At 69.8% G+C, this 23,304-nt stretch carries 21 protein-coding genes; 6 read left to right on the top strand and 15 right to left on the bottom strand.

The window, feature by feature from the left end; genetic code table 11:
- Positions 1-53: 53 nt before the first annotated feature.
- Genes ACT535_RS06470 through ACT535_RS06445 form a run of 6 tightly spaced genes read right to left on the bottom strand, consistent with a single transcriptional unit; the run spans position 54 to position 7,487 of the window.
- A complete protein-coding gene (locus tag ACT535_RS06470) occupies positions 54-1,853 on the bottom strand; it encodes a BatD family protein (protein ID WP_476363742.1) in 1,800 nt (599 codons plus the stop codon).
- On the bottom strand, positions 1,850-3,883 hold the full coding sequence (locus ACT535_RS06465) for a vWA domain-containing protein (RefSeq protein WP_476363741.1): 2,034 nt from the start codon (positions 3,881-3,883) through the stop codon (positions 1,850-1,852). Before ACT535_RS06465 ends, ACT535_RS06470 begins: the two co-directional genes overlap by 4 nt.
- Positions 3,883-4,941, bottom strand: coding sequence for a vWA domain-containing protein (locus ACT535_RS06460; protein ID WP_476363740.1), 1,059 nt, complete (start codon positions 4,939-4,941; stop codon positions 3,883-3,885). Before ACT535_RS06460 ends, ACT535_RS06465 begins: the two co-directional genes overlap by 1 nt.
- Positions 4,938-5,570 carry a DUF4381 domain-containing protein gene (locus ACT535_RS06455; protein ID WP_476363739.1) on the bottom strand — a complete coding sequence of 211 codons (633 nt, stop codon included), beginning with the start codon at positions 5,568-5,570 and terminating at the stop codon, positions 4,938-4,940. The genes ACT535_RS06460 and ACT535_RS06455 overlap by 4 nt, the downstream gene beginning before the upstream one ends.
- Positions 5,567-6,553, bottom strand: coding sequence for a DUF58 domain-containing protein (locus ACT535_RS06450; protein ID WP_476363738.1), 987 nt, complete (start codon positions 6,551-6,553; stop codon positions 5,567-5,569). Before ACT535_RS06450 ends, ACT535_RS06455 begins: the two co-directional genes overlap by 4 nt.
- Positions 6,554-6,566: 13 nt before the next feature.
- Positions 6,567-7,487 (bottom strand): AAA family ATPase, encoded by a 921-nt coding sequence (locus ACT535_RS06445; RefSeq protein WP_051460815.1) that lies wholly within the window; start codon positions 7,485-7,487, stop codon positions 6,567-6,569.
- Between the two features lie 485 nt (positions 7,488-7,972).
- Between ACT535_RS06445 and ACT535_RS06440 the strand changes: the two genes are divergently transcribed.
- From ACT535_RS06440 to ACT535_RS06425, 4 genes are read left to right on the top strand one after another with little or no spacing between them, the layout of a single operon-like run.
- Positions 7,973-9,226, top strand: a complete 1,254-nt coding sequence (locus ACT535_RS06440) for a sarcosine oxidase subunit beta family protein (RefSeq protein WP_476363737.1) — start codon at positions 7,973-7,975, stop codon at positions 9,224-9,226.
- An 8-nt stretch (positions 9,227-9,234) separates the two neighbouring features.
- Positions 9,235-9,522 (top strand): sarcosine oxidase subunit delta, encoded by a 288-nt coding sequence (locus tag ACT535_RS06435; RefSeq protein WP_476363736.1) that lies wholly within the window; start codon positions 9,235-9,237, stop codon positions 9,520-9,522.
- Entirely contained in the window at positions 9,522-12,527 is a 3,006-nt protein-coding gene (locus ACT535_RS06430; protein WP_476363735.1) for a sarcosine oxidase subunit alpha family protein, read from the top strand. The genes ACT535_RS06435 and ACT535_RS06430 overlap by 1 nt, the downstream gene beginning before the upstream one ends.
- A complete protein-coding gene (locus tag ACT535_RS06425; protein WP_476363734.1) occupies positions 12,520-13,077 on the top strand; it encodes a sarcosine oxidase subunit gamma in 558 nt (185 codons plus the stop codon). The genes ACT535_RS06430 and ACT535_RS06425 overlap by 8 nt, the downstream gene beginning before the upstream one ends.
- Position 13,078: 1 nt before the next feature.
- Here ACT535_RS06425 and ACT535_RS06420 read toward each other — a convergent pair whose 3' ends face one another.
- From ACT535_RS06420 to ACT535_RS06405, 4 genes are all read right to left on the bottom strand, one after another.
- Complete coding sequence (locus ACT535_RS06420; RefSeq protein WP_476363733.1) at positions 13,079-13,759, bottom strand: hypothetical protein; 681 nt, start codon at positions 13,757-13,759, stop codon at positions 13,079-13,081.
- Between the two features lie 78 nt (positions 13,760-13,837).
- Entirely contained in the window at positions 13,838-15,544 is a 1,707-nt protein-coding gene (locus tag ACT535_RS06415) for a uracil-xanthine permease family protein (protein ID WP_476363732.1), read from the bottom strand.
- 378 nt (positions 15,545-15,922) lie between these two features.
- Positions 15,923-16,237 (bottom strand): hypothetical protein, encoded by a 315-nt coding sequence (locus ACT535_RS06410; protein WP_168460989.1) that lies wholly within the window; start codon positions 16,235-16,237, stop codon positions 15,923-15,925.
- A gap of 105 nt (positions 16,238-16,342) precedes the next feature.
- Positions 16,343-16,540, bottom strand: a complete 198-nt coding sequence (locus tag ACT535_RS06405; RefSeq protein ID WP_476323462.1) for a DUF2735 domain-containing protein — start codon at positions 16,538-16,540, stop codon at positions 16,343-16,345.
- A gap of 538 nt (positions 16,541-17,078) precedes the next feature.
- Between ACT535_RS06405 and ACT535_RS06400 the strand changes: the two genes are divergently transcribed.
- Both ACT535_RS06400 and tam read left to right on the top strand, forming a co-directional pair.
- Complete coding sequence (locus ACT535_RS06400) at positions 17,079-18,113, top strand: glutamine synthetase beta-grasp domain-containing protein (RefSeq protein WP_168460985.1); 1,035 nt, start codon at positions 17,079-17,081, stop codon at positions 18,111-18,113.
- A 343-nt stretch (positions 18,114-18,456) separates the two neighbouring features.
- Positions 18,457-19,230: a trans-aconitate 2-methyltransferase gene (gene tam, locus ACT535_RS06395; protein WP_476363731.1), complete on the top strand. Its 774-nt coding sequence runs from the start codon at positions 18,457-18,459 to the stop codon at positions 19,228-19,230.
- Positions 19,231-19,248: 18 nt separating this feature from the next.
- Here tam and ACT535_RS06390 read toward each other — a convergent pair whose 3' ends face one another.
- The 5 genes from ACT535_RS06390 to ACT535_RS06370 all read right to left on the bottom strand — a co-directional run bounded on the left by ACT535_RS06390 (position 19,249) and on the right by ACT535_RS06370 (position 23,187).
- The gene (locus ACT535_RS06390) at positions 19,249-20,040 is read right to left on the bottom strand and encodes a MetQ/NlpA family ABC transporter substrate-binding protein (protein ID WP_476363730.1); all 792 of its coding nucleotides are present in this window, start codon (positions 20,038-20,040) and stop codon (positions 19,249-19,251) included.
- Between the two features lie 29 nt (positions 20,041-20,069).
- Entirely contained in the window at positions 20,070-20,756 is a 687-nt protein-coding gene (locus tag ACT535_RS06385; RefSeq protein ID WP_476363729.1) for a methionine ABC transporter permease, read from the bottom strand.
- Positions 20,749-21,867: a methionine ABC transporter ATP-binding protein gene (locus ACT535_RS06380; RefSeq protein ID WP_476363728.1), complete on the bottom strand. Its 1,119-nt coding sequence runs from the start codon at positions 21,865-21,867 to the stop codon at positions 20,749-20,751. Before ACT535_RS06380 ends, ACT535_RS06385 begins: the two co-directional genes overlap by 8 nt.
- A 292-nt stretch (positions 21,868-22,159) precedes the next feature.
- Entirely contained in the window at positions 22,160-22,723 is a 564-nt protein-coding gene (locus ACT535_RS06375) for a TetR/AcrR family transcriptional regulator (RefSeq protein WP_476363727.1), read from the bottom strand.
- A complete protein-coding gene (locus tag ACT535_RS06370; protein ID WP_476363726.1) occupies positions 22,723-23,187 on the bottom strand; it encodes a nuclear transport factor 2 family protein in 465 nt (154 codons plus the stop codon). Before ACT535_RS06370 ends, ACT535_RS06375 begins: the two co-directional genes overlap by 1 nt.
- Between the last annotated feature and the right edge of the window lie 117 nt (positions 23,188-23,304).

Below are 23,304 nucleotides of genomic sequence, written 5' to 3'. Positions count from 1 at the left end.
CCGGGGCTTTCGCTCCGTCGCCGCGCGGGCTTTTTCTGAGGGCGGGGCCGCCCTCAGCGCGCTTTCGGATAGAGCGGGGCGAGCCCCCGGGCGGTGCCGGCCTTTGGCGGCGTCCGGGCGGCCTTGCGCTCGGCGGCGAAGGCGGAGCTGAAGCCGCGGCCGTCCCAGGTGTCTCCTTCCCCCGCATAGAGGTGGCGGCTGATCTCATGCAGCGCCGCCGCCATGGCCGGCGTGCGGGCGGAAGCCGTGCCCGCATGGCCCGGCCCTGAGGCCCGGTTCCAGTCGAGAAAGGCGCGATAGGCGGCGGTGGCGTGGCCGGCCCTGCAGGCGGCTTCCACCGCACCGGCGGCGGTCTTCTCGTCGGGCGTCACCATTCTGGGCCGCCGCACGGCGGGGCGCGTCGGGGACGGGCGGCCGGGGCGCGCCGGGCGGCGGAGATCGGGCCGCTCCGGCGGCTCGGCGACGGCGCTGGCCTTGCGCCCGGCGCGCCGGCCCGAAAACAGGAGGAAGCCGGCGATCATCACCACCACCAGGGCGATGGCGGCCATGTCGCGGAGCGGCAGCGGGCCGGCATCGTCGGCGGGCGCCGCCTGCGGCTTGGGTGTAGTCTTCGCCGCGGGCGCCGGCGGCGGGGCGAGGCCGGCGGGGTCGGCCGATCCCGACACTTCCAGCGTCACCGGGGGAAGCTGGGCGGTCTCGGCCCGGCTGGCGGCGATGTTCCACCAGGGCACCGTGATGGCGGGCAGCGTGATCGACCCGCTGCGGGTCGGCACCACGGTGATATGGACTTCCGCGACGGCGCCGGGCGCGCCTCCGACCTGGGCGGCCTCGGGATGCTCCTCGTCGGCATACTGGCGCACGCCCTCCGTCTCGGCCGGCTTCAGCGGCGGCAGCTGGGCGGGGCTCGCGCCCTGCACCTCCAGCCGCAGCGTGCGGGTGAGGGCGACGCCCACCTTCGCCTTGGCCGGCGGGCTGCTCCAGGTCTCCTTGAGGCGCACCGCGCGGGCCGGCAGGAACCAGCCGGTCACGCCGGCCGGGCGGGGCTGGATGGTCACCTCCACCGGATTGGCGAACACCGTGACCTTGCGGCCCGAATCGAAATTGCCGCCGAGCCACGGCATGGCGGGACGCCCGAGCGCGCGCGCCTGCTCCTGCGCGCCGGGCGGGGAGGCGGGGATGGAGGCGCGCAGGGCCACGGAAGCGATCTGGATGGTGCCGGTGCGCTGCGGCCGCATGATGTAGCGCAGCTCCACCACGCGGTAGCGCTGGCGGTCATAGACGCGGCTATAGCGCTTCAGCGTGCCGTCCGGGGTGAAGGTGGCGCCATCCGCCGCGGGCTGGTCCGCCTGCGCCTCAAGCGCGCCGATGCGGTCGTACATGCGCACGACAACGGGAATTTCGCTCTGGAGGTAGAAGGGCGGGGTGCCCTGCACGTCAACGGAGAGCGCGACCGGGCCGTCGTCCGGCGGTTCGGCGATGGAGCCCGGCGCCACGTCCATCTCGATGGGGGCGCTCGTCTCGCTGCCGAGGGTGAGGGCGGGGATGACGAGATGGCCGGCGCGCTTGGGCGCCAGCGTCAGCACCCATTCGTTCACCTCCACCATGCGGCCGTTGACGCTCTCCATGCGGCTGCGCTTGCCGCGATCGAGAATCTCGAAGTCCCTGTTGAGGGGGCTGATGTTGGGCGGCTCCAGGCTGTCGCGCCCGATCACGCTGAGCACCAGCTCGAAGGTGTCGCCCTGGTCCGCGGGGGGCTTTTCCACCGTGGCCTTGAAGGCCGCGGCGAAGCCCGCCGTCGCCCACAGCGCGAGCGCGAGGCAGACGAGGCCGGTGCGGAGGGCGGCGCGGATCATTGTGCATCTCCCTCGGAGAGGAAGACCGGCGCGCCGGTGTACTGGGACCGGATCCGCGCGCGCAGCAGCCCGCCGGGATCGTCCGGCACCTGCCGCAGCGCCTGCTCGCGGCTCTGGTCGTCGTCGCTGAACGCCACGGCCGGGGGTGTCTGGGCCGGCGGCTGGGGCGGCTTCGGCTGCGCGACCTGGGAGGGCGAGGTCGGCGGCGCGGAGAAGGCGGCGTTGGGGTCCTGCTTGGCGGTGTCCGGTCCGCCGTCCTTGTCGTCCGGCATGGGCGGCGGGGGAGCCTTGGGCGTCACCGGCTCGGCAGGGATGTCGCCGGCCATCGTCTCCGGCTGCTCCTTGGCGGGCTGCTGCTGCGACGGCTGGGGCGGGGAATCGGGCGGCGGCGCCTGCTGCGCCTGCTCCTGGGGCTGCTGGCGGGGCGGAGCGGGCGGCTGCTGCGCCAGCTCGGGCGGACGGCGTGGCGGCAACGGCGCAGGCGGGGGGAGGGGACCCGGCTGCGGGTTGTTCTGTGCGTCCTGCGGCTTGTCCCCGCCGGGCTTCTGGTCCTGCTTCTGCTTCTGGTCAGATTTGGGGTCGGGCTTCTGGTCCTTGTTCGGATCCTGCCCACCACCGCCGCCGGCCTGGTTCTGCTTCTGGTCCTGCTTCTGCTTTTCTTCCTCTTGCTTCTTCTTGGCGTCGATCAGCTTCTGCACCAGATCGCGGTTGAACTTGGCGTCGGCATGGTCGGGCTCGGCGGCCAGCGCCTTGTCGTAGGCGGCCACAGCCTCTTCGAGCCGCCCGGCGCGCGCCAGGGCATTGCCGCGGTTGTAGTCGCCGCCGGGCAGGCGGGAGAAGGCCGCACCGGCACCGGAATAGTCGCCGGATTTGTAAAGCGTAGCGGCCTTCCAGGCCGGGTCCTCGAACTTCTGCGCGGCGGCGGCAAAGTCGCCCCGGGCGAAGTCCGCCGCGCCCTGCTGGTCGGGCCGCCACCACAGGTCCGCCCAGCTCTGCGGCAGGTTCTGCGTGAGGTTCTGCTGGAACGTCTGTGCTTGCACCCGCTGCGGCGACGCGAGCCCGCCAAGGGCCGCGACGGCGAGGACGGCGATCCAGCCGCGCCGGAAGGCGAGGGGAGCGAGCAGGACCGCGAGAAGCAGCACATAAGGCCCCATGTCCGCCCACACGTCGGCGGTGAAGCCCTCACTGTCGGTGACGGCGCCGTTCGAGCTGGCCGCCGGGGGCAGGGCGTAGGCGATGTCACGATCGTCGGCGGTGAGCGGGGTGTAGGCGCCCTGGCCAGCCGAGGCGATGGCTGTCAGCGCCGCGGTGTCCACCGCCGGTGCGCCGTTGGCCCCGCCCGCGCCGACGCCGATCACGTTGACCTTGTAGCCGTCCGCCGCGGCCGCCTTCGCCGCCGCCTGCGTCTTGCCCGGCTCGTCGCCCGGGCCGTCGGTGACGAGCAGGATGCGCCCGCTCACCGCCCCAGCCCCCTTGAGCAGGTCGACGGCCATGGCGATGGCATCCTGCGGGCGATTGGCATTGCCGCGCATGAGGTTGGTGGAGAGGTCCGGCAGCATCTGCGCCACCACGTGGGCATCCTCGGTCAGCGGCGCGGCGGCGAACGGGATGTCCGAATAGAGCACCAGCGCCACCTCGCTGCCGCGCATGCGCTGGAGCACGTCGGCGATCTTGTAGCGGGCGGCGACGAGGCGCGAGGGGCTGGCGTCCGGGGCGTTCATGGTCGGGGAGAGGTTGACCGCGATCACCAGCGGATCGAGCCGGCCCGTCACCGGCTGGGGCAGCTTCTGCCAGGTGGGGCCGGCCATGGCGAAGACGGCGGCGACCCAGCCGGCGAACAGCAGCACGGCCGGCCATTGCCCGCTGGCGCGCCGCCCCGGCAGGGCGAGGTGGGCGAGGAGGTGGGGGTCCACCACGCGCGCCCAGTCGTTGCTGCCCTCGCGCAGCCGGCGATGGAGCAATCCGGCGAGGAGCGCCGCCGGCAGCAGCGCCAGGAGCCATTCCGGCCGCAGGAAGTGGAAGCTCGCCATCAGCGCGCCTCCGCAACCGGCAGGGCCGGGGTCTCGCCCGCCGGGGCGTCCTGCGGGGCGGGCGCATCGGCCGCGCGGCGGGTGGGCAGGCGCAGCAGCAAGATGGCGGCGAACAGGAAGCTCGCGACCAGCGCGGCACCGAGCGGCCAGAAGAACAGGGTGAGGGCCGGACGCACATATTGCGGATCGCCGGCCACCGGCTCCAGCTTGTCGATCTCGGCATAGATGCCGGCGAGCCCCTGCTGGTCGCGGGCCCGGAAATACTTGCCGCCGGTGAGGCCGGAAATGGCCTTGAGCGCGCCCTCGTCGAGGTCGGAGGACGGGTTCATGGGCGCGCCGGGGATGAACTCCCCGGCATCGGAGCCGACGCCGATGGTGTGGATGCGCAGATGCTCCTTGGCGGCGATGGCCGCGGCCTGGAGCGGATCGAGCACGCCGGAGGTGTTGGCGCCATCGGTGAGCAGCACCACCACCCGCTCCTTCGCCGGACCATCGCGCAGGGTCTTCACCGCGAGGCCGATGGCGTCGCCGATGGAGGTGTTGCGCCCGGTCATGCCGATGGTCGCCTGGGCGAGCAGGTCGCGCACCACCCGGCGGTCGAGGGTGAGGGGCGCCTGCACATAGGCGCGGGTGCTGAACAGGATGAGGCCCACCCGGTCGCCGGCGCGGCGGGCGATGAAGTCGTCCGCCACCTGCTTCACCACCTGCAGGCGGTCCATGGGTCTGGTGAGGGCAAGGTCGCGCTGCGCCATGGAGGCGGAGAGATCGATGACCAGCATGATCTCGCGCCCTTCGACCGGAACCTCCACCGGCCGGCCCACATAGATGGGCTGGGCGGCGGCGACCACGAGCAGCGTCCAGATGAAGGCGAGCGCGGCAAGGCGCGTCTTGCTCCAGGCCGGCCGACCGGGCGTCACCAGTCCGGCCCGGGCGAGGGCGGCGAAGAAGGGCAGGCGCAGCGCGCCGGCCTTCTGCTCGCGGGCGCGCGGTATCGCGAAGTAAGCGAGGAGAGGGGCCGGCAGCAGCGCCAGCATCCAGGGCCAGGCGAGCGTGATCATCGGCGCGCCCGGATATGGCGCCGCACCGCGTCGGCGAGGGCGGCGGGGGTGATGCTGCCGGCGGCCACCTGCTCCGCCGTCTCAGGCGGCATGTAGGGGGCACGGGCGAGGAAGGCTGCCTCCCGCGGGGCGAAGGGGGCGCGGCCGGTGACGAGCAGGCGGGCCCAGGCCTCGCCGGTGAGCGTCGCCTTCGCCTCGCCGGACTCGGCGCGCACCAGACGGCGCAGCACGTCCGAGGCGGCGACCGCGACGGCGTGGGTGTCCTCCGGCTCGGCGCGGCCGACTTCGGCGTCGAACATCTTCAGGGCCTTGTAGGCGAGCGTTTGCCGCCAGCGCCACTCGCGCACGGCAAGGATGATGGCGACCAGCACCACTAGCCCGGCGAGCATGTACCAGCCCGGCGCCAGCGGAAAGAACGGCACGTCGGGGGGCAGGTGGATGTCGCGCAGCGCCGCCAGCGGGTCCTCGGCCGAGCCCGGTACGGGCGGGGTGGCGGGCGGCGCTCCGTTAAGGAAATCCGGCGTCTGGAAATTGGGCGGCGTCGCCGTGCCGGGCGGCGGAATGAGGGTCGTCGGGCCGGTGCTGGCCGCTGGAACGGAGGTGTCGGGCGCGAGCGCGGGGCTGGTCATCGCGTCCCCGTCCGTCCTGTGCCGGGGGCGATGGCCCCGGCTGCGCCGGCCCGGGCCGAGACCGCCGCCTGCCGCATCCGCTCGGGATTGAGGATCTCCGCCGGGTCGCAGCCGGTCTCGAGGTCCATGAGGGTGAGGCCACGCTCGCGGCACAGCCGCTCCAGCGCGCCGCGCCGTTCGGCGAAGCGGCGGGCATAGCCGTCCCGCTGCGCCGTACGGCTGTCGTCGAGCCGGGCGACCGACACCCCGTCGGTGACGGGGAAGACGCCGCCGGAGGGCATCTGCGTCTCCAGCCGGTCATAGACGAACAGGCAGGTGACGTGCCCGTCCAGAGCGATGCGGCCGAGTTCGCGGGCGGCGTGCTCGTCGAGGTCGGCGAAATCGGAGACGAGGAAGATCAGCGTTCCGGGCTTCACCAGCGGCCGCAGCCGCGCCAGCGCCTCGCCCAATGTCGGCTCCGAGCCGGGCGGGCCGAGGCGCTCGGCGGTGGCGTCGGCGATGGAGCGCACGAAGGCGAGGATGCGCCGGCGGGTGCGCTCGGCACGCAGCGCGATGATGCCGGAGGGCGCCAGCACCAGCCCGCCCACCCGGTCGCCGCCGCCGATGCCGATCCAGGCCAGCACCGCCGCCGCCTTGGCCGCCAGCACGGACTTGAAGCAGTCGCGCGTGCCGAAGCGCATGGAGGCGCGCGTATCCACCAGCACCAGCACCGGGCGCTCGCGCTCTTCCTGGAACAGCTTGGTGTGCGGCTTGCCGGTGCGGGCCGTCACCCGCCAGTCGATGGTGCGCACATCGTCGCCGGGGTGATAGACGCGCACCTCGTCGAACTCCATGCCGCGGCCGCGGAAGGAGGAGCTGTGGCCCCCGTAGAGCTGGCTGCTGACGCGCTTGCCGCCCGAGAAGCCGCCCTGGACGCGCGGACGCGCCGCCACCAGGTCGGCGAGGCGGGCAACGACGCCCCGGAGCGGATCGCGCTCGGCCATGGAGTGTGTCGCCTCAGCCCACCGGCACGCGGGCGAGCAGCAGGTCGATGAAGTCGTCGCTGGTCACGCCGTCGGCCTCGGCCTCGAAGGTCATCAGCACGCGATGGCGCAGCACGGGCTTGGCGATGGCCTGCACGTCCTCGGGAATCACATAGTCGCGCTTGCGCCGCCAGGCGTGGGCGCGGGCGCAGCGGTCGAGGGCGATGGTGCCGCGCGGGCTGGCGCCGAAGCCGACCAGGCCCTGGAGATCGGCGCCGTAAAGCTCGGGGCGGCGCGTCGCCTGCACGAGCTGGAGCAGATATTCCTCCACCTGCTCCGCCATGTGCACGGCCAGCACCTCGCGCCGGGCGGCGAACACCACCTCCTGCGGCAGCGGCGCGCCGAAATCGGGCGACTCGCCGCGCGCCTCGCCGCGCACGAGGCGCAGGATCTGGCGCTCGGCGTCGAGGTCCGGGAAGTCGATGCGCACATGCAGGAGGAAGCGATCGAGCTGCGCCTCGGGCAGGGGATAGGTGCCTTCCTGCTCGATGGGGTTCTGGGTCGCCATCACCATGAAGAGCGGCGGCAGGCGGCGGGTGGTGCGCCCCACCGTCACCTGACGCTCCGCCATGGCTTCCAGCAGCGCCGACTGCACCTTGGCGGGCGCGCGGTTGATCTCGTCCGCCAGGATGAAATTGTGGAACACCGGCCCTTCCTGGAACTGGAAGCTGCCATCCTCCGGCCGGTAGATGTCGGTGCCGGTGAGGTCGGAGGGCAGAAGGTCCGGCGTGAACTGGATGCGCTGGTCCGTGAGGTCGATGGCGTGGGCCAGCGCCTTGATGGCCTTGGTCTTGGCAAGGCCCGGCGCGCCTTCCACCAGAAGGTGGCCATCGGCGAGCACGGCGATGAGCAGCAGCTCCACGAAGGCCGGCTGCCCGAGGATGCAGGCATTCATGTAGACCGAGAGGTCGTCGAAGGCGCGGGCGAGGCTGGTGCGGTCGATGACCGGGGGGCGCGGACGGGCGGAGGAGGCGGCGGGCGGCTCCCGGCGCGCGGCATCGAGGAAGGACGCGTCTCGGCTCGTGCTCATCTCTTGCTCGCGCTCGACTTTCGGGTTCGGCCACGGGCCCGTCGGCGCCATGGCGGGACGGCGGTCCTCCCTGCACCACCGCCGGAAGAGCGCCTCGTCGGCTCCTTATAGCGTCGCGGCTTCCGCGTCACACCTTATCTTGCGTTCATTTTTGAGGGATGGCGCCATTTTCTGACCCGCCGCGCCGCTACCGGAGGGGCAGACGGCGCAGCGGCAGACGGAGGGGCAGGCAGGCGGCGGTGTCGCCTGCATTCCAGTTTGTCGTCGCATTTCCACGAGAGCAGGGCGGCGGGCGGGCGCATTGTCGCGGTCGAACAGGGGACACCCTTGGATACCCATCAGGGAAACCGATGCGCCGCTTCTCGCTTCCCACCCTCCTCGCCGAGGCGCTGAACGCTCATCAGGGTTGGAGCCGCCAGTGGCGCAACCCGACGCCCAAGCCCGCCTACGACGCTCTCATCATCGGCGGCGGCAGCCATGGGCTCGGCGCCGCCTATTACCTCGCGAAGGAGCACGGGCTCCGCAACATCGCGGTGCTGGAAAAGGGCTGGATCGGCGGCGGCAATTCCGGCCGCAACACCACCATCATCCGGTCCAACTACCTCTATGATGAAAGCGCCGCCCTCTATGAGCACGCGGTGAAGCTGTGGGAAGGGCTCTCCCAGGAGCTGAACTACAACGTCATGTTCTCCCAGCGCGGCGTGCTGATGCTGGCGCACAACCAGCACGACGTGCAGAGCTTCAAGCGCCACGTCTATTCGAACCGCCTCAACGGCATCGACAATGAGTGGCTCACGCGGGAACAGACCAAGGAGTTCTGCCCCCCGCTGAACATCTCTCCCGACATCCGCTATCCCGTGCTCGGCGGGGCGCTCCAGCGGCGCGGCGGTACGGCACGGCATGATGCGGTGGTGTGGGGCTATGCCCGCGGTGCCGATGCGCTCGGTGTCGACATCATCCAGAATTGCGAGGTCACCGCCATCAACCGCGGGCCGGACGGCGCCGTGACAGGCGTCGAGACCACGCGCGGGCCGATCGGGGCAAAGAAGATCGGCGTCTCGGCGGCTGGACATACCTCCATGGTCATGGCCATGGCCGGGGTGCGGATGCCGCTGGAAAGCTTTCCGCTGCAGGCGCTGGTCTCCGAGCCGGTGAAGCCGTGCTTTCCCTGCGTGCTCATGTCCAACGCGGTCCACGCCTACATCTCCCAGTCCGACAAGGGCGAACTCGTCATCGGCGCGGGCACGGACCAGTACGTCTCCTACAGCCAGCAGGGCGGCCTCCACATCACCACCCACACGCTGGATGCCATCTGCGAGCTGTTTCCCGAATTCACGCGCATGAAGATGCTGCGCAACTGGGGCGGCATCGTCGACGTGACGCCGGACCGCTCGCCCATCATCGGCAAGACGCCGGTGAAGGGGCTCTATGTGAACTGCGGCTGGGGCACCGGCGGCTTCAAGGCGACGCCGGGCTCGGCCCATGTGTTCGCGCACACCATCGCCCGCGACGAGCCCCACCCCGTCAACGCCCCCTTCACCCTCGACCGCTTCCGCACCGGCCACCTCATCGACGAGGCGGCGGCGGCGGCGGTGGCGCACTGAGGTTTCAGATGCTGCTCGTTCCCTGTCCCTATTGCGGGCCGCGTCCCGAGGTGGAATTCCGCTGCGGCGGCGAGGCGCACATCGCCCGCCCGGCCGATCCTGACGCCCTCGATGATGCCGCCTGGGCCGAATATCTCTTCCTGCGCAAGAGCCCGAAGGGCGTCCACGCTGAGCGCTGGCTGCACGCCCACGGCTGCGGCCGCTGGTTCAATGCGCTGCGTAATACGGTGAGCGACGCCTTCATCACCACCTACGAGATGGGCCAGCCGCGCCCAGATGTCACGGGAGGCCGCTGATGGCGCAGGAATTCCGCCTTACCGGCCGCGGCTGCATCGACCGCGCGAAGCCGCTCGCCTTCACTTTCAACGGCCGCACCGTCGAGGGCTACGAGGGCGACACGCTGGCCTCGGCGCTCCTCGCCAACGGCATCAAGCTGGTGGGCCGCTCGTTCAAATATCACCGGCCGCGCGGCGTGCTGACCCATGGGGCGGACGAACCCAACGCCCTCTTCCGCGTGGATCGCGGCCCCGGTCGGGCAGATCCCAACAACCGCGCCACGGTGGTGGAGGCGGTTGCGGGCCTGAAGGTGTCCTCGCAGAACCACTGGCCATCGCTTGAGCACGACATCGGGCAGGTGAACGATCTCGTCGCTCCGGTGCTGACGGCGGGCTTCTACTACAAGACCTTCATGTGGCCGCGCTCCTTCTGGGACAAGCTCTATGAGCCGGCCATCCGCGCGGCCGCCGGGCTCGGCGTGGCGCCGGATGTGCCGGATGCGGATCGCTACGTCCATCGCAACACCCATTGCGACGTGCTGGTGGTGGGCGCCGGGCCGGCCGGCCTCGCGGCGGCGCTGGCGGCGTCCGAGGCGGGCAAGCGGGTGATCCTCGCCGACGAGCAGGCGGAGATGGGCGGCAGCCTTCTGGCGGATGTCACCTCCACCCTCGATGGCAAGAGCGCGTCGGCGTTCGTCGCGGATGCCTTGAAGACGCTGGCCGCGCGGGCGAACGTCACCCTTCTCAGCCGCACCACGGCCTTCGGCTATTACAACCACAACCACGTCGTCCTCACCGAGCGCCTCACCGACCACCTCGCAGCGCCGGCCCCGAAGCTGCCGCGCGAACGGCTGTGGCAGGTGCGCGCCAAGGAGGTGGTGCTTGCCACCGGCGCCCACGAGCGCCCGCTGGCCTTCGCCGACAATGACCGGCCGGGCATCCTGCTGGCCGAGAGCGTGCGCACCTATGTGAACCGCTATGCGGTAGCGCCGGGCCGCCGCATCGTCTTCGCCACCAACGGCGCCTCCGCCTATCGCGCGGCGGCGGATGCGAAGGCCGTGGGGCTGGCGGTGACCCTCGTGGACCTGCGCCCCGAGGCCGAGATCGGCCCCGAGCGGGCGCTGGCCTCCGGCATCGAGATTCTCGCCGGGCATACGGTGGTCGGCTCCACCGGTGGCAAGGGGGTGACGGGGCTGATCGTGGCGCCCCTTTCGGGCGGGCGCGTCGGCGTGCGGAGGACGCTGCCGTGTGATTGCGTCGGCATGTCCGGCGGCTGGACACCGGCGGTGCATCTCTTCTCCCAGTCGCGCGGCAAGCTCGTCTTCCGGAGCGAGATCGACGCCTTCGTGCCGGGCACATCCGTGCAGGCGGAACGCTCGGCCGGCGCGTGCAAGGGCACCTATGACCTTGCCGCCATCCTCGCCGAGGGCTGGGCGGCCGGGGCGGACGCCGCCGGCGCGCCTTCGGCCCGCGCCTTCGCGGCGGTGCCGGCCACCCCCACCGGCTTCAGGCCGGCGCGGGTGCTGCCCACCGATGCGGACCCCAAGAAGGTGCGCGCCTTTCTCGACTTCCAGAACGACGTGACCGCCAAGGACATCGGCCTCGCCGTGCGCGAGGGGTTCGAGAGCGTCGAGCATGTGAAGCGCTACACCACCAACGGCATGGCCACCGACCAGGGCAAGACCTCCAACATGGCCGCCCTCGGCCTCGTGTCGGAGATCCTGGCCAAGGACATCCCGCAGGTGGGCACGACGACCTTCCGGCCGCCCTATACGCCGGTCACCTTCGGCGCCATCGTCGGCACGGCGCGGGGCGAGACGTTCGATCCCATCCGCACCGCGCCGCTGCATGAGTGGGCGGTGAAGCAGGGCGCCAAGTTCGAGAACGTCGCCCTGTGGCGCCGCGCCTGGTACTTCCCGAAGGCGGGGGAGGACATGCACGCGGCGGTGGCCCGCGAATGCCGGGCGGTGCGCGAGAGCGTCGGCCTGCTTGATGCCTCCACGCTTGGCAAGATCGAGGTGGTGGGGCCGGATGCGGCCGAGTTCATGAACCGCATCTATCCCAACGCCTGGACGAAGCTGGAACCCGGCAAGTGCCGCTATGGCCTGATGCTGAAGGAAGACGGCTTCATCCTCGACGACGGCATCGTCGCCCGCATGGCGAGCGACCGCTTCCATGTCACCACCTCCACCGGCGGCGCGCCGCGGGTGATGGCGCATATGGAGGATTACCTCCAGACGGAGTGGCCGGACCTCGACGTGTTCCTCACCTCCATCACCGAGCAATGGGGCGTCATCGCCGTGCAGGGGCCGCGGGCGCGGGACGTGCTGGCGCCCTTCGTGACCGGCATCGATCTCTCAGCGGAAGCCTTCCCCCATATGGCGGTGCGCGAGGGGCGGATTCTCGGCGTGCCTACGCGGCTGATGCGCGTGTCCTTCACCGGCGAGCTCGGCTTCGAGATCAACGTGCCGGCGGATTTCACGCAAGCCGTGTGGGAGGCGCTGTTCGGCTACGGCCAGCACTTCGGCATCACGCCATACGGCACCGAGGCCATGCATGTGCTGCGCGCGGAGCGCGGCTTCATCATCGTCGGGCAGGAGACGGACGGCACCGTGACGCCGGACGACCTCGGCCTCTCCGGCACGGTTTCCAAGGTGAAGAAGGATTTCGTCGGCAAGCGCTCCCTCGCGCGGCCGGACATGGCGCGGGCGGACCGCAAGCAACTGGTCGGCCTTCTCTCCGCGGACGGGCGCACCGTGCTGGAGGAGGGGGCGCAGATCGTCGCCGATACCGCCCAGCCCATGCCCATGAGAATGCTGGGGCATGTCACCTCCTCCTATCTCAGCCCCACCCTCGGCCACCCAATCGCTCTGGCGCTGGTCTCCGGCGGGCGGGCGCGGATGGGGGAGACGCTGCATGTGACGACGCCGGCCGGCTTCACGGCGGTGACGGTGGTGGCTCCGGTGTTCCTCGATCCCGAGGGCAAACGGGTGGAAGGTCTTGTGGAAGGGGGCGTTCATGCCTGAGCGGGTTTCCATCCACCCACGGCGGGCGCCCATTTTCGCCCCGACCGCGTCCGGCCTGGTGCGGGTGCTGCCGGCCTCCGACCGGTTCGTGCTGCAGATGAAGGCGCCGCGCGGCGCGGAACTGCCGGCGATGGCCGGGGGCTTCGATCTTTCCGGCCCGCTGAACAGCGTGCGCGGCACGCCGGAGCGCTTCGCCGCTCGGATCGGGCCGGGCGAATGGCTGCTCATCTGTCCCGAAGGGGAGGGGGAGGCCGCCGCGCCCGCAATCGCGGGGGATCTCGCCGGCCGCTTCTTCTCGCTGGTGGCGGTGGGGCACCGCAATGCGGCGTTCCTCGTGAGCGGCCCGCACGCGGCGGACATCCTCAACGCCGGGATCGCGCTGGACCTGAGCGATGCCGCCTTTCCGCCCGGCGCGGCCACGCGCACGCTGCTCGGCAAGGCCGAGGTGGTGCTGGTGCGCACGGGCGCGGACTTCCGCGTGGAGTGCTGGCGCTCCTTCGCGCCCTATGTCCACGCCTTCCTTCAGGAGGCGGCGCGGGAGTTCGCCTGAGCTACTTCTTCAGCTCCCGGATCTCGGCCGGGCGCTGGTTGATGGTGGTGCCGGTGGCGTCCGGAATGAATTCCAGCGGCACCGCCAGCATCCTGCCGCAGGCGGCCACGGTCCATGTCTCGCGCCATGGCCCGCTCTCCGGCGCCGACTTGTCGCCGGGGGAGAGGCCGAAGCCCTCGAACGCGGTGTCTGCCACCTCCATGTCCTTGCAGTCGGCCACCTTCGTGCCGGCGCCGATGAAGGCATAGGTGAGCCCGTCGCGCTGGAGCACCACATTGGCGCGGGTGCGGCCCGGCAGCGTCACGAGGAAGCGCACGCCCGAGGGCTCGGCCCGGAACAGGATGTTGATGATCCGCTCCGTGCCGCAGCCGGCCACGGTATAATGTCCCCACCACGCGCCGGACTTCGGCAGGCCCTTGGCGTCGAAGGCCACGTCCTGCTGCAGTGTCACGGACGTGTTGCTGTCGGTGAGGGTGGGGCAGGCGGGCAGGGAGACCGGGGGCACCTTCTGCCACGCGGCTGACAGGGCCGCCCTGTAGGCGTCCGAATAAAGATAGCTCTGGAATTTCTTCGGATCGGTCGCCCCCGGCGCCGTCGCCGCCGTGGCGGAGCCGGCCTGGAGGAGGAGAAAGCCGAGCGCGAGGCCGGCGCGGGTCCGGCCAGTGGCGTGGAAGATCGGCATGGTCCTGCCCCCAAGGTCGCGCGATCGGATCAGAACAGGCTTACCACCGACAGTTGAGGCCCGCCATGCGGCGCTCACCTACTGGTCCACCTCGCAGCGCAGCTCCTGCCGACCGTCCGGCAGGATGCGGCGGTGGGTGCGGTCGGCGAGGCGGGTGATGAGGAGGAAGGTGACGCCGTTGAGCATGGCCTCCTCGTCCACGCTGGAATCGAAGGAGGGCTTCGGCCCCGGTTGGAGCGCGCCGCCGGTCCAGGCGAAGGACACATCCAGCACGAATTCATCGAACCGCGTCGTCACCTCCACCGGCCCCTCTGCGAGGGAGGGGGCGGCGGTGGCGAATTCCTCGGCGATCTGCGCGATGCGCCCCACTTCCTCGGTGCGCGCGCCATCGGCGGCCGCGCTGTCCATGAGGAACTGGCGCAAGATCGCATGGCCCTGAGCCGGAGACCAGACGAGCCGGCGGCTCTTCACCGCGCCGATGCGGAACAGGGCATTGAGCACGAGCGCGGTGAACAGGCCGAGCACCAAAGAGGAGGTGAGCAGCTCCTGCGCCGTTGCGGACAGCACACGCGCATAGAAGTCCGGGATCTCGTCGAAGGAAATGCCGATGAGGAAACCGAGGCCCACCACGATGGTGCGCCGCGCATCCAGCATCCTTTGGCCGAGGATGGAGATGCCCGACAGCACGATGAAGGCGGAGGCGAACAGCAATGCGGCCCCGAGCACCGGGCGGGGAATCGCCATCACCGCCACCGACGAGCCGGGGATGAAGGCGAGGGCGATCCAGCCGATGCCGACGCCCAGCCCCACCCGCCGGGCCTTCACCTCGGTTGCGACGGCGAGCCCGACGCTGGCCGAATAGGTGTTGAGGCCCAAGGTGCCGATCAACCCCGCGAACAGGGTGCCGAGGCCATCGGCCAGTACGCCGGCCTCGATGTTGGGATAGTCCGGCCGGCGCCACTCCGGATCGTTGGCGCGCTGGCTCGCCACCATGTCGCCGAAGCTGCGCAGGATGGCGGCGAGCGCCCCGGCGAGGAAGCCGGGGAGCAGCCCGATGCTGAAGCTTGGCGTCACCAGTGGCCAGCGGATCAGCTCCAGCAGGGGCTTCACGGAGACCTCAGGCCGCGGCGTGCCGAGGCCGAGGGCGAGATGCACCACGGTGCCTGCCGCAAGTCCCACGAGCACCGCCATGGCGCGCCATGGCGGGCTGCCCCAGGCTGCGAGGATGATCATCACCACGAGGCCGGCCACCGCGCCGCCGGTGCCGGTGAGGGTGACGTCGGCCATTGACTGGCTGTAGCCGACCATCAGCTTGATGGCGACGACGCCGAGGATGATGCCGAGCAGCGTCACCACCAGCCCGACGATCTCGATGGGCAGGAAGGGGCGCATGCGATGCATGACCCGGCTGAACAGCACCTGCGCAAGGCCCGCCACGATGGTCATGCCCGCCACCGCCTCCAGCCCGCCGGTACGGGCGGCATAGAGGCCGGCGGGCAGATAGACGGCCGTGAACACGGCCGGCAGGAGATAGCCGGAGCCGACGCGCCGCAGGAACAGGATGGGCCGTCCCCAGCACTGGAACAGGGTCGCGACGCCCATGGCCAGCATGGCGAGGTCGAGATAGCGCCGCTGCAACTCGGCATCGGCGCCGGCGGCCTGCGCCACCAGCAGCGGGAACACCAAAGTCACCGCCATCAGGCCCATGTGCTGGGCCACCGCGCCGACCAGTACGGGGAGCGGCGGATGTGAATCGTGATCGTAACGCAGCCTGCCGCTTCCCACGCGCCCCTCCCACCCCCGGCCGCTTGCGCGGCTCTATCTGAACTCTGTCCGCCGCCGAAGCTCAGGGCGGCGAGCGGGCGCTGGCGGGGGAGGGCGCCTGGGCGTCACCGCACGCCCCCGAACGTTGCGAATCACCCGCGTCGGACGACAGGGCACGGGGCGACGGGGGACATGCGGGGATTGGCGGCAAGGCTGAGCGCAGCGGCATGGAGCGACCCGGCTGAAACGACCGGGCGAGCCTAAAGGGTTTTCGCAAAAAGGGAAATTGCCGGAGCGGCAGGATGACCCTTAGCTCGCGCGCACGGTCGCGCGGGCCAGATTCTCCGCCCGGGCATCCGGCTTGGCTTTGTTCGGGCCGGGCCGATCCGCCCGGCGCGCCTACAGCGCCACGTAGATGAACTTGTCAGCTTTCAGCGTGGGGTAGTTGGCCCGCAGCGCGGTGGCGATCTTGCCGATCAGGTCCTTGTCGCCCGCGGCCGAGGGGCCGACGAAATCGGTGCCAGCCATCCAGGTCTCGAAGAAGCCGTGCAGGCCCTCGTCATAATCCGCGCCAGTGGGATTGGCGGTCTTGTCGGCGAGGGAGGCGATGCCGCCCTTGCTCACTTCCAGACGCCAGTCGCGATCATCCACGACGGAGCCGATAAGGGCGGCCAGCTCCGCGTTCGTCCATTCCGTGTTGAGGTCGAGGGCCATTGTCGCAAGTCCTACCCGAAGAGGTCTCGGGGAGGACGTCACGCAAGAAGCGGTCCAGCGCGGGCGCGGGATGGCCGGCGACGGGCGCCGGCCCTGCCCGGTCGCTCAGCGGCGGTTGGGGAGGTCGGCGGCCTTCACCGCCTCTTCGTGATACCAGCTGCTACCGATCACGGCCTGCGCGGCTCCCACGGCGGCGATCTCGGCAGCCCATTTCGCCTCTTTCGAGGGCATGCCGTTCTTCGCGCCATTCTTCACTGGGAAGACATAGATTTTCGCCGTCTCGCGCTCGTGGTTCGCAGTCATCACTCCGGTCTCCTGTCCGATGAGCCTCCTAGGCGCCATCACTTGGGAACTTCATAACATGATTTGCATCCCACATATACATCGATGTGAGCTTAATCTAGTTTAACGCCTAATTTTTAGGCACATATAAATTGAGGTCACTTATCTCTTTTATTTGCGCGTTTGCTGCATGGCCCGCGCGCGTCTTTCGCAGTGCAGCGGATTGCCCTTCTCCAAGCGCGGGTGCCGCGGATTTGTTCCCCAGAGGCGGCAGAACTTTCGCCCCGTGAGGCTGGCAGGTGCGACGTGCACACGGCGTGTGCGGTGCGCCTAAGGCTTCGGCCTAATCATGATGCAGCAATGGGCAGTTGACGTTGCGGCCGCGGGCAAAAAGCCCTTGTCCGGCTACGGGGTCGCCGCTGGCACGCGGATTGCTAGATATGTGCCGGCCCCCGCGGCCGGTGGATCCTTCACGGCCGGACGCTTCAAAGAGTTCCTGAATCAAAGAGTTCGAGAAGCAAAGTCCCGAATTTCACGTCATCGGCTCAGAGAGACTGCAATGCCAAAGTTTAAGCTCGAGTATATCTGGCTCGACGGCTACACCCCGGTTCCCAATCTCCGGGGCAAGACCCAGATCAAGGAATATGACGTGTTCCCGAGCCTCGAGGAGCTGCCGCTCTGGGGCTTCGACGGTTCGTCCACCCAGCAGGCCGAGGGCCGCAGCTCGGACTGCGTGCTGAAGCCGGTCGCCGTCTATCCCGATCCGGCCCGCACCAACGGCGCCCTGGTGATGTGCGAAGTGATGATGCCCGATGGCGTCACCCCGCACCCGACCAACAAGCGCGCCACCATCCTCGATGACGCCGGCGCCTGGTTCGGCTTCGAGCAGGAATACTTCTTCTACAAGAACGGCCGTCCGCTCGGCTTCCCCGAGGCCGGCTATCCCGCGCCGCAGGGCCCCTACTACACGGGCGTCGGCTTCAAGAACGTGGGCGACGTCGCCCGTACCATCGTCGAGGAGCACCTCGACCTCTGCCTCGCCGCCGGGATCAACCACGAGGGCATCAACGCGGAAGTCGCGAAGGGCCAGTGGGAATTCCAAGTGTTCGGCAAGGGCTCCAAGAAGGCCGCCGACGAAGTGTGGATGGCCCGCTACCTGCTCCTGCGTCTCACCGAGAAGTATGGCGTGGACATCGAGTTCCACTGCAAGCCGCTCGGCGACACCGACTGGAACGGCTCGGGCATGCACGCCAACTTCTCCACCTCCTACATGCGTGAAGTGGGCGGCAAGGCGTATTTCGAGAAGCTGATGGCGGCTTTCGAGGCCAACCTCGAGGACCACATCGCCGTTTATGGCCCGGACAACCACATGCGCCTCACCGGCAAGCATGAAACCGCGCCGTGGAACAAGTTCTCCTACGGTGTCGCGGACCGTGGCGCGTCCATCCGCGTCCCGCACTCCTTCGTGAAGAACGACTACAAGGGCTATCTCGAGGATCGCCGCCCGAACTCCATGGGCGACCCCTACCAGATCGCCTCCCAGATCCTGAAGACCATCGCGTCGGTTCCCACCGACGTCTCGGCTGCGGCCTGACGACTTCGCCACGGCGCGGCTCCGCCCGCGCCGTGGCGTTTTTTCCGAGGTCGGGAGCGCCCGCCTCCTGTCGCCGACTGCTCCCGCCACTGATTGCTCCTGCCATCGCCGGCATCGCGTCACCGAACGCACCGCGCAATCGTCCGGCGTCCTCCGGCTTCCGCCGTCGAGCCCCCGCAGTCCGCGCCCCTCTCTCCTGATGTCCTCAGCCTGCCCGCGCCACTGCGCCGCGCGAAGGCTTCGCCGCGTCCGTCGCCTTCGCGGCGAAGCTGCTATAAGCAGGGATATCCCTTGCGGCGCCGCGCCGTGGCGCCCGTCCCCTGCCTTGCGACCGGAGCCGCCGATGCCCGCCGACTGGAGCGCCAGCCAGTATCTGAAGTTCGAGGACCAGCGCACCCGCCCCGCGCGCGATCTCCTCGCGGCGGTGCCGCTTCAGGAGGCGGCGTTCGTGGTGGATCTCGGCTGCGGCCCCGGCAATTCCACCGAGCTTCTGGCCGAGCGCTTTCCCGGCGCGGAAGTGCTCGGCCTCGACACCTCGCCGGCCATGCTGGAGGCGGCCCGCGCGCGCCTGCCGGGCGTGACATTCGACCTTGCGGACGCCTCCACCTTCACCCTGCCCAGACCGGCGGACCTCATCTACGCCAACGCCGTGCTGCAATGGGTGCCGGACCACGAGACCCTGCTGCCGCGCCTCATGTCGCTGCTGGCGCCGGGCGGGGTGCTGGCGGTGCAGATGCCGGACAATCTGGAGGAGCCGTCCCACGTCGCCATGCGCGAGACCGCCATGGCCGGCCCGTGGGCGGACACGCTCCACGCCGCCACCCGGGCCCGCACCGTGCTGCCGGAGCCCGGCGCCTATTACGACATGCTGAAGCCCCACGCGGGGGCGGTGGACCTCTGGCACACCATCTACAACCACCCGCTCGACGGCATCCCGGCCATCGTCGAATGGGTGAAGGGCACGGGCCTGCGCCCCTTCATCGATCCGCTGGAGGGCGACGAGCGCACGCAGTTCGTGGAGGAATACGCCGACCGCCTCACCGAGTCCTACCTGCCGCGGGTGGATGGCAAGGTGCTCCTCGCCTTCCCCCGCTTTTTCATCGTGGCGGTGAAGTAAAACTTCACCCCAAAGGCCTCACCAGCTCGGCAGGACCGCGCCCTTGAAGGTTTCGAGGATGAAGGTGCGCGTCTCCGGCGAGTGATAGGTCTCGACGAAGGTCTTCACCCACGGCTTGTCCTTGTCCTGGGCGCGCACGGCGATGACGTTCACGTAAGGACCCTTCGGGTCCTCACGCAGGATGGGGTCCTTCACCGGGTCGAGGCCGGCTTCCTTGGCATAATTGGTGTTGATGCCCGCCGCCGCGAGGTCGGGGAGGGAGCGGGGCAGCTCGGCCGCGTCGATCTCCACGAACTTCAGCTTCTTCGGGTTCTCCACCACGTCCACCACGGAGGCCTTCACGCCCACGCCGTCCTTGAGCTTGATGATGCCCTTGTCGGCGAGCAGCAGCAGCACACGGCCGCCATTGGTGGGGTCGTTGGGAATGCCGATGGACGATCCGGCCGGAATGTCCTCGAACTTCTTATACTTGGTGGAATAGACGCCGATGGGGAAGTTCACCGTGGTGCCCACGGAGACGATCTTGTAGCCGCGATCGGCGATCTGGTTGTCGAGATAGGGCTGGTGCTGGAAGGAATTGGCCTCCAGGTCCCCGGACGACAGCGCGGCATTGGGCACCACATAGTCGGAGAACTCGATCACCTTGATGTCGAGCCCCTTCTTGGCCGCCTCTTCCTTCACCTTCTCCAGGATCTGGGCGTGCGGGCCGGGGGTGACGCCGACCTTGATGGTCTCGGCGGAAGCGGAGAACGCGAGGAGCGAAATGCCGGCGGCGAGCGCCAGAGCAAGGGCCTTCATGGAAACCTCCATCTGAACTTGAAAGGGTGGATGCGCGCCGCTCAGCCGCGGCTGCGCTTGTCGAGGCGGCGGGCGAGAAGGTCGCCGAGCGTCTGCACCGCCTGCACGAGGAGAATGAGCACGATCACCACCGCCGCCATCACTTCCGGCATGAAGCGCTGGTAGCCGAAGCGGATGCCGAGGTCGCCGAGGCCGCCGCCGCCCACCGCGCCCACCATGGCCGAGTAGCCGAGCAGCGACACCGCCGCGAGGGTGAGGGCGAGGGTAATGGCGGGCAGCGCCTCCGGCAGCAGCACCTTGGCGACGATCTGGATGGGGCTCGCGCCCATGGCCCGCGCGGCTTCCACCAGCCCCTGGTCCACCTCGCGGATGGCCGCCTCGATAAGGCGCGCGATGAAGGGCGCCGCCGCCACCGTCAGCGGTACGATGGCCGCGCTGGTGCCGATGGAGGTGCCGGCCACGAAGCGGGTGAAGGGGATGATGGCGACCACGAGGATGATGAACGGCGTGGAGCGCGCCGCATTCACCACGAGGCCGAGGCTCTGGTTGAGCCACGGAGCCGCGAACAGCTCGCCCGCGCGGCTGGTGGCGAGGAACACGCCGAGCGGCAGGCCGATGAGCGTGCCGAGCGTGCCGGAGACGGCCACCATGTAGAGCGTCTGCTGGGTGGCGTCGATGATGAGGTCGACGATGGTGGGCGGCAGCAGGCCGAAGGTGATGTCAAACATAGCCGAGGACCTCCGCCGTCAGGTTGAGCCGTTCCACGGCATTGATGACGGCGCTCACGGTGGGCGCGTCGCCCGGCACCGAGACCACAATGACACCGAACGGCGTGCCGGCGATCTCGTCCACCTGGGCCTGGATGATGTTCACGTCCACCGAGAGCAGGCGGGAGACGCGCGACAGCACCGGGTCCTGCGCATGCTGGCCGGTGAAGACGATGCGCAGCACCGCCTGGTCGCGCCCCTCGCGCGGCTCGGCGGAAAGCTGCTCGGCGACGCGGCGGGGCAGGCTCTTCGCGGTCAGCGCGGCGAGGAAGGAGCGGGTGGTGGCGTGGCGCGGGCGGGCGAACACCTCATAGGTGGCGCCGTCTTCCACGATGCGGCCGCCGTCGATCACCGCCACCTTGTCGGCCACCGCCTTGATGACCGCCATTTCGTGGGTGATGAGCAGCACGGTGAGGTTCAGCTCCGCATTCACCCGGCGCAGCAGTGCGAGGATCTGTTCGGTGGTCTCGGGATCGAGGGCCGAGGTCGCCTCGTCGGAGAGCAGCACGCGGGGGCGGGTGGCGAGCGCGCGGGCGATGCCGACGCGCTGCTTCTGGCCGCCGGAGAGTTCGGCCGGGTAACGGTCGCGCTTGTCGGAGAGGCCGACGAGATCGAGCAGCGGCTCCACCCGCGCCTTGATCTCGGCGCGCGGCACGCCGGCGATCTCCAGCGGCAGGGCGACATTGTCGAAGGCGGTGCGGCGGGCCAGCAGGTTGAAGTGCTGGAAGATCATGCCGATGGAGCGGCGCTCCTTGCGCAGCGCGGCTTCGTCGAGTGCGCCGATATCCACGTCGTCCACCAGCACGCGCCCGCCGGTGGGCTTCTCCAGCCCGTTGACGAGGCGGATGAGGGTGGACTTGCCCGCCCCCGAGCGGCCGATGACGCCGAGGATGGCGCCTTCCGGCACATCCAGCGTGATGTCGGAGAGGGCATGCACCGCCGCATGGCCGCTTCTGGCTGCAAAGGTCTTCGCCACCCGCTCGAAGCGGATGATGGAGCGCGCCGGAGTGGGAACGGGAGACGGATCGGGAAGGGTGGGCACGGCGGCCGCCAAAGTCAGGGGGGCATTCATGAAAGGCTCCGGCATCGCCGGCTGTTCGTCAATCCGGCCGTTCGTGACGCGCGGTGGCGCGGCGGTACGGTGCGGAGGGCAGGGGAACAGGCGGCTCGGGAAGGGATGGGTGTCGGCGCAACCGGGACAGGGCCACGCTCTGCGCGGCATTCGGCGGTTTCACGCCGCTCCAGCGGCTGTCAGCGACACATCATCATGGCAGGGCCCATCGGTTCCGGGGCGAACATGGAGGCAATATCGTTCGTTTTATCGAACGCGTCAAGTCTGAATAAAGTTGATTATATTTATTGAATTATAGCCCGTCCAGCAGCCGCCGGCCCAGCCGCACCAGCGCCCGTCCGAACACGGCGGGATCATCGAGCGCGCGGGCCAGCACCAGCGCACCCTGGATGGCGAGCACCGCCTCCTCCGCCCGGTCGTCGGCTTCAGCGGGGGGAAGGCCGGCGCGGGCGAGGGCGGCCGCGAGCGCATCGCGCCAGCGGGCGAAATAGGAGGCGACCTGTTCGCCGAACCGGTCCCGCACCTCGCCCAAAGCGAACACGCCCACGAGGCAGACGCGCCGGCCCGAGCGGAAATAGGCATCGGTGCGCGCCAGCATGTCCCGCACGGCGGCGGCGGGGTCGCCATCCGCGCGCAGGGGCGCGTAGACATTGGCCTCGAACCAGCCGTCGATCTCGGCCAGAACGGCCGCCGCCATCTCCTCCTTCCCGCCCGGGAAGAAGTGATAGAGGCTGCCCTTGCCGAGCCCGGTGCGGGCCGTGATGTGGGCGAGGCTTGCCCCTTCGTATCCGTGCTCGCGGAACACCTCGCCCAGAAGGGGCAGGATGTCCGCGCGCTCGGCCACCGTTCGTGCCATCACATCCCCAGTTCGGCGAGGCCCGGATGGTCCGCCGGACGCGGGCCGAGGGGCCAGTGGAAGCGGCGGTCGCTCTCGGCGATCGCCACGTCGTTGATGGAGGCTTCGCGCCGGCGCATCAGGCCCTCGGCGTCGAACTCCCACTGCTCGTTGCCATAGGAGCGGTACCACGCGCCATCGGCATCGTGCCACTCATACTGGAAGCGCACCGCGATGCGGTTGTCGTTCAGCCCCCACAGCTCCTTGATGAGGCGATAGTCCAGCTCCCGCCGCCACTTGGCGGTGAGGAAGGTGACGATCTCGGGGCGGCCGGTGAGGAAGTCCGAGCGGTTCCGCCAGCGGCTGTCCGGCGTGTAGGCGAGGGAGACGCGCTCCGGGTCGCGGGTGTTCCAGGCATCCTCCGCCATGCGCACCTTCTGCGCGGCGGTCTCGACGGTGAAGGGCGGCAGCGGCGGGCGGGCCATGGGTTTCTCCTGTACCGATCAGTCAATAATGTACTGAATGGTACAGATGGCAGCATGAGTCAAGCGGCCCTCCCGTCCGGATGGAGGGGAGGGCCGCTGGATCGCGGGATGAAGGGT

The organism is Xanthobacter sp. DMC12 (assembly GCF_056314105.1).
Note: the sequence above shows the minus strand (reverse complement) of the source record. Positions and strands in the feature narration are given on the sequence as shown.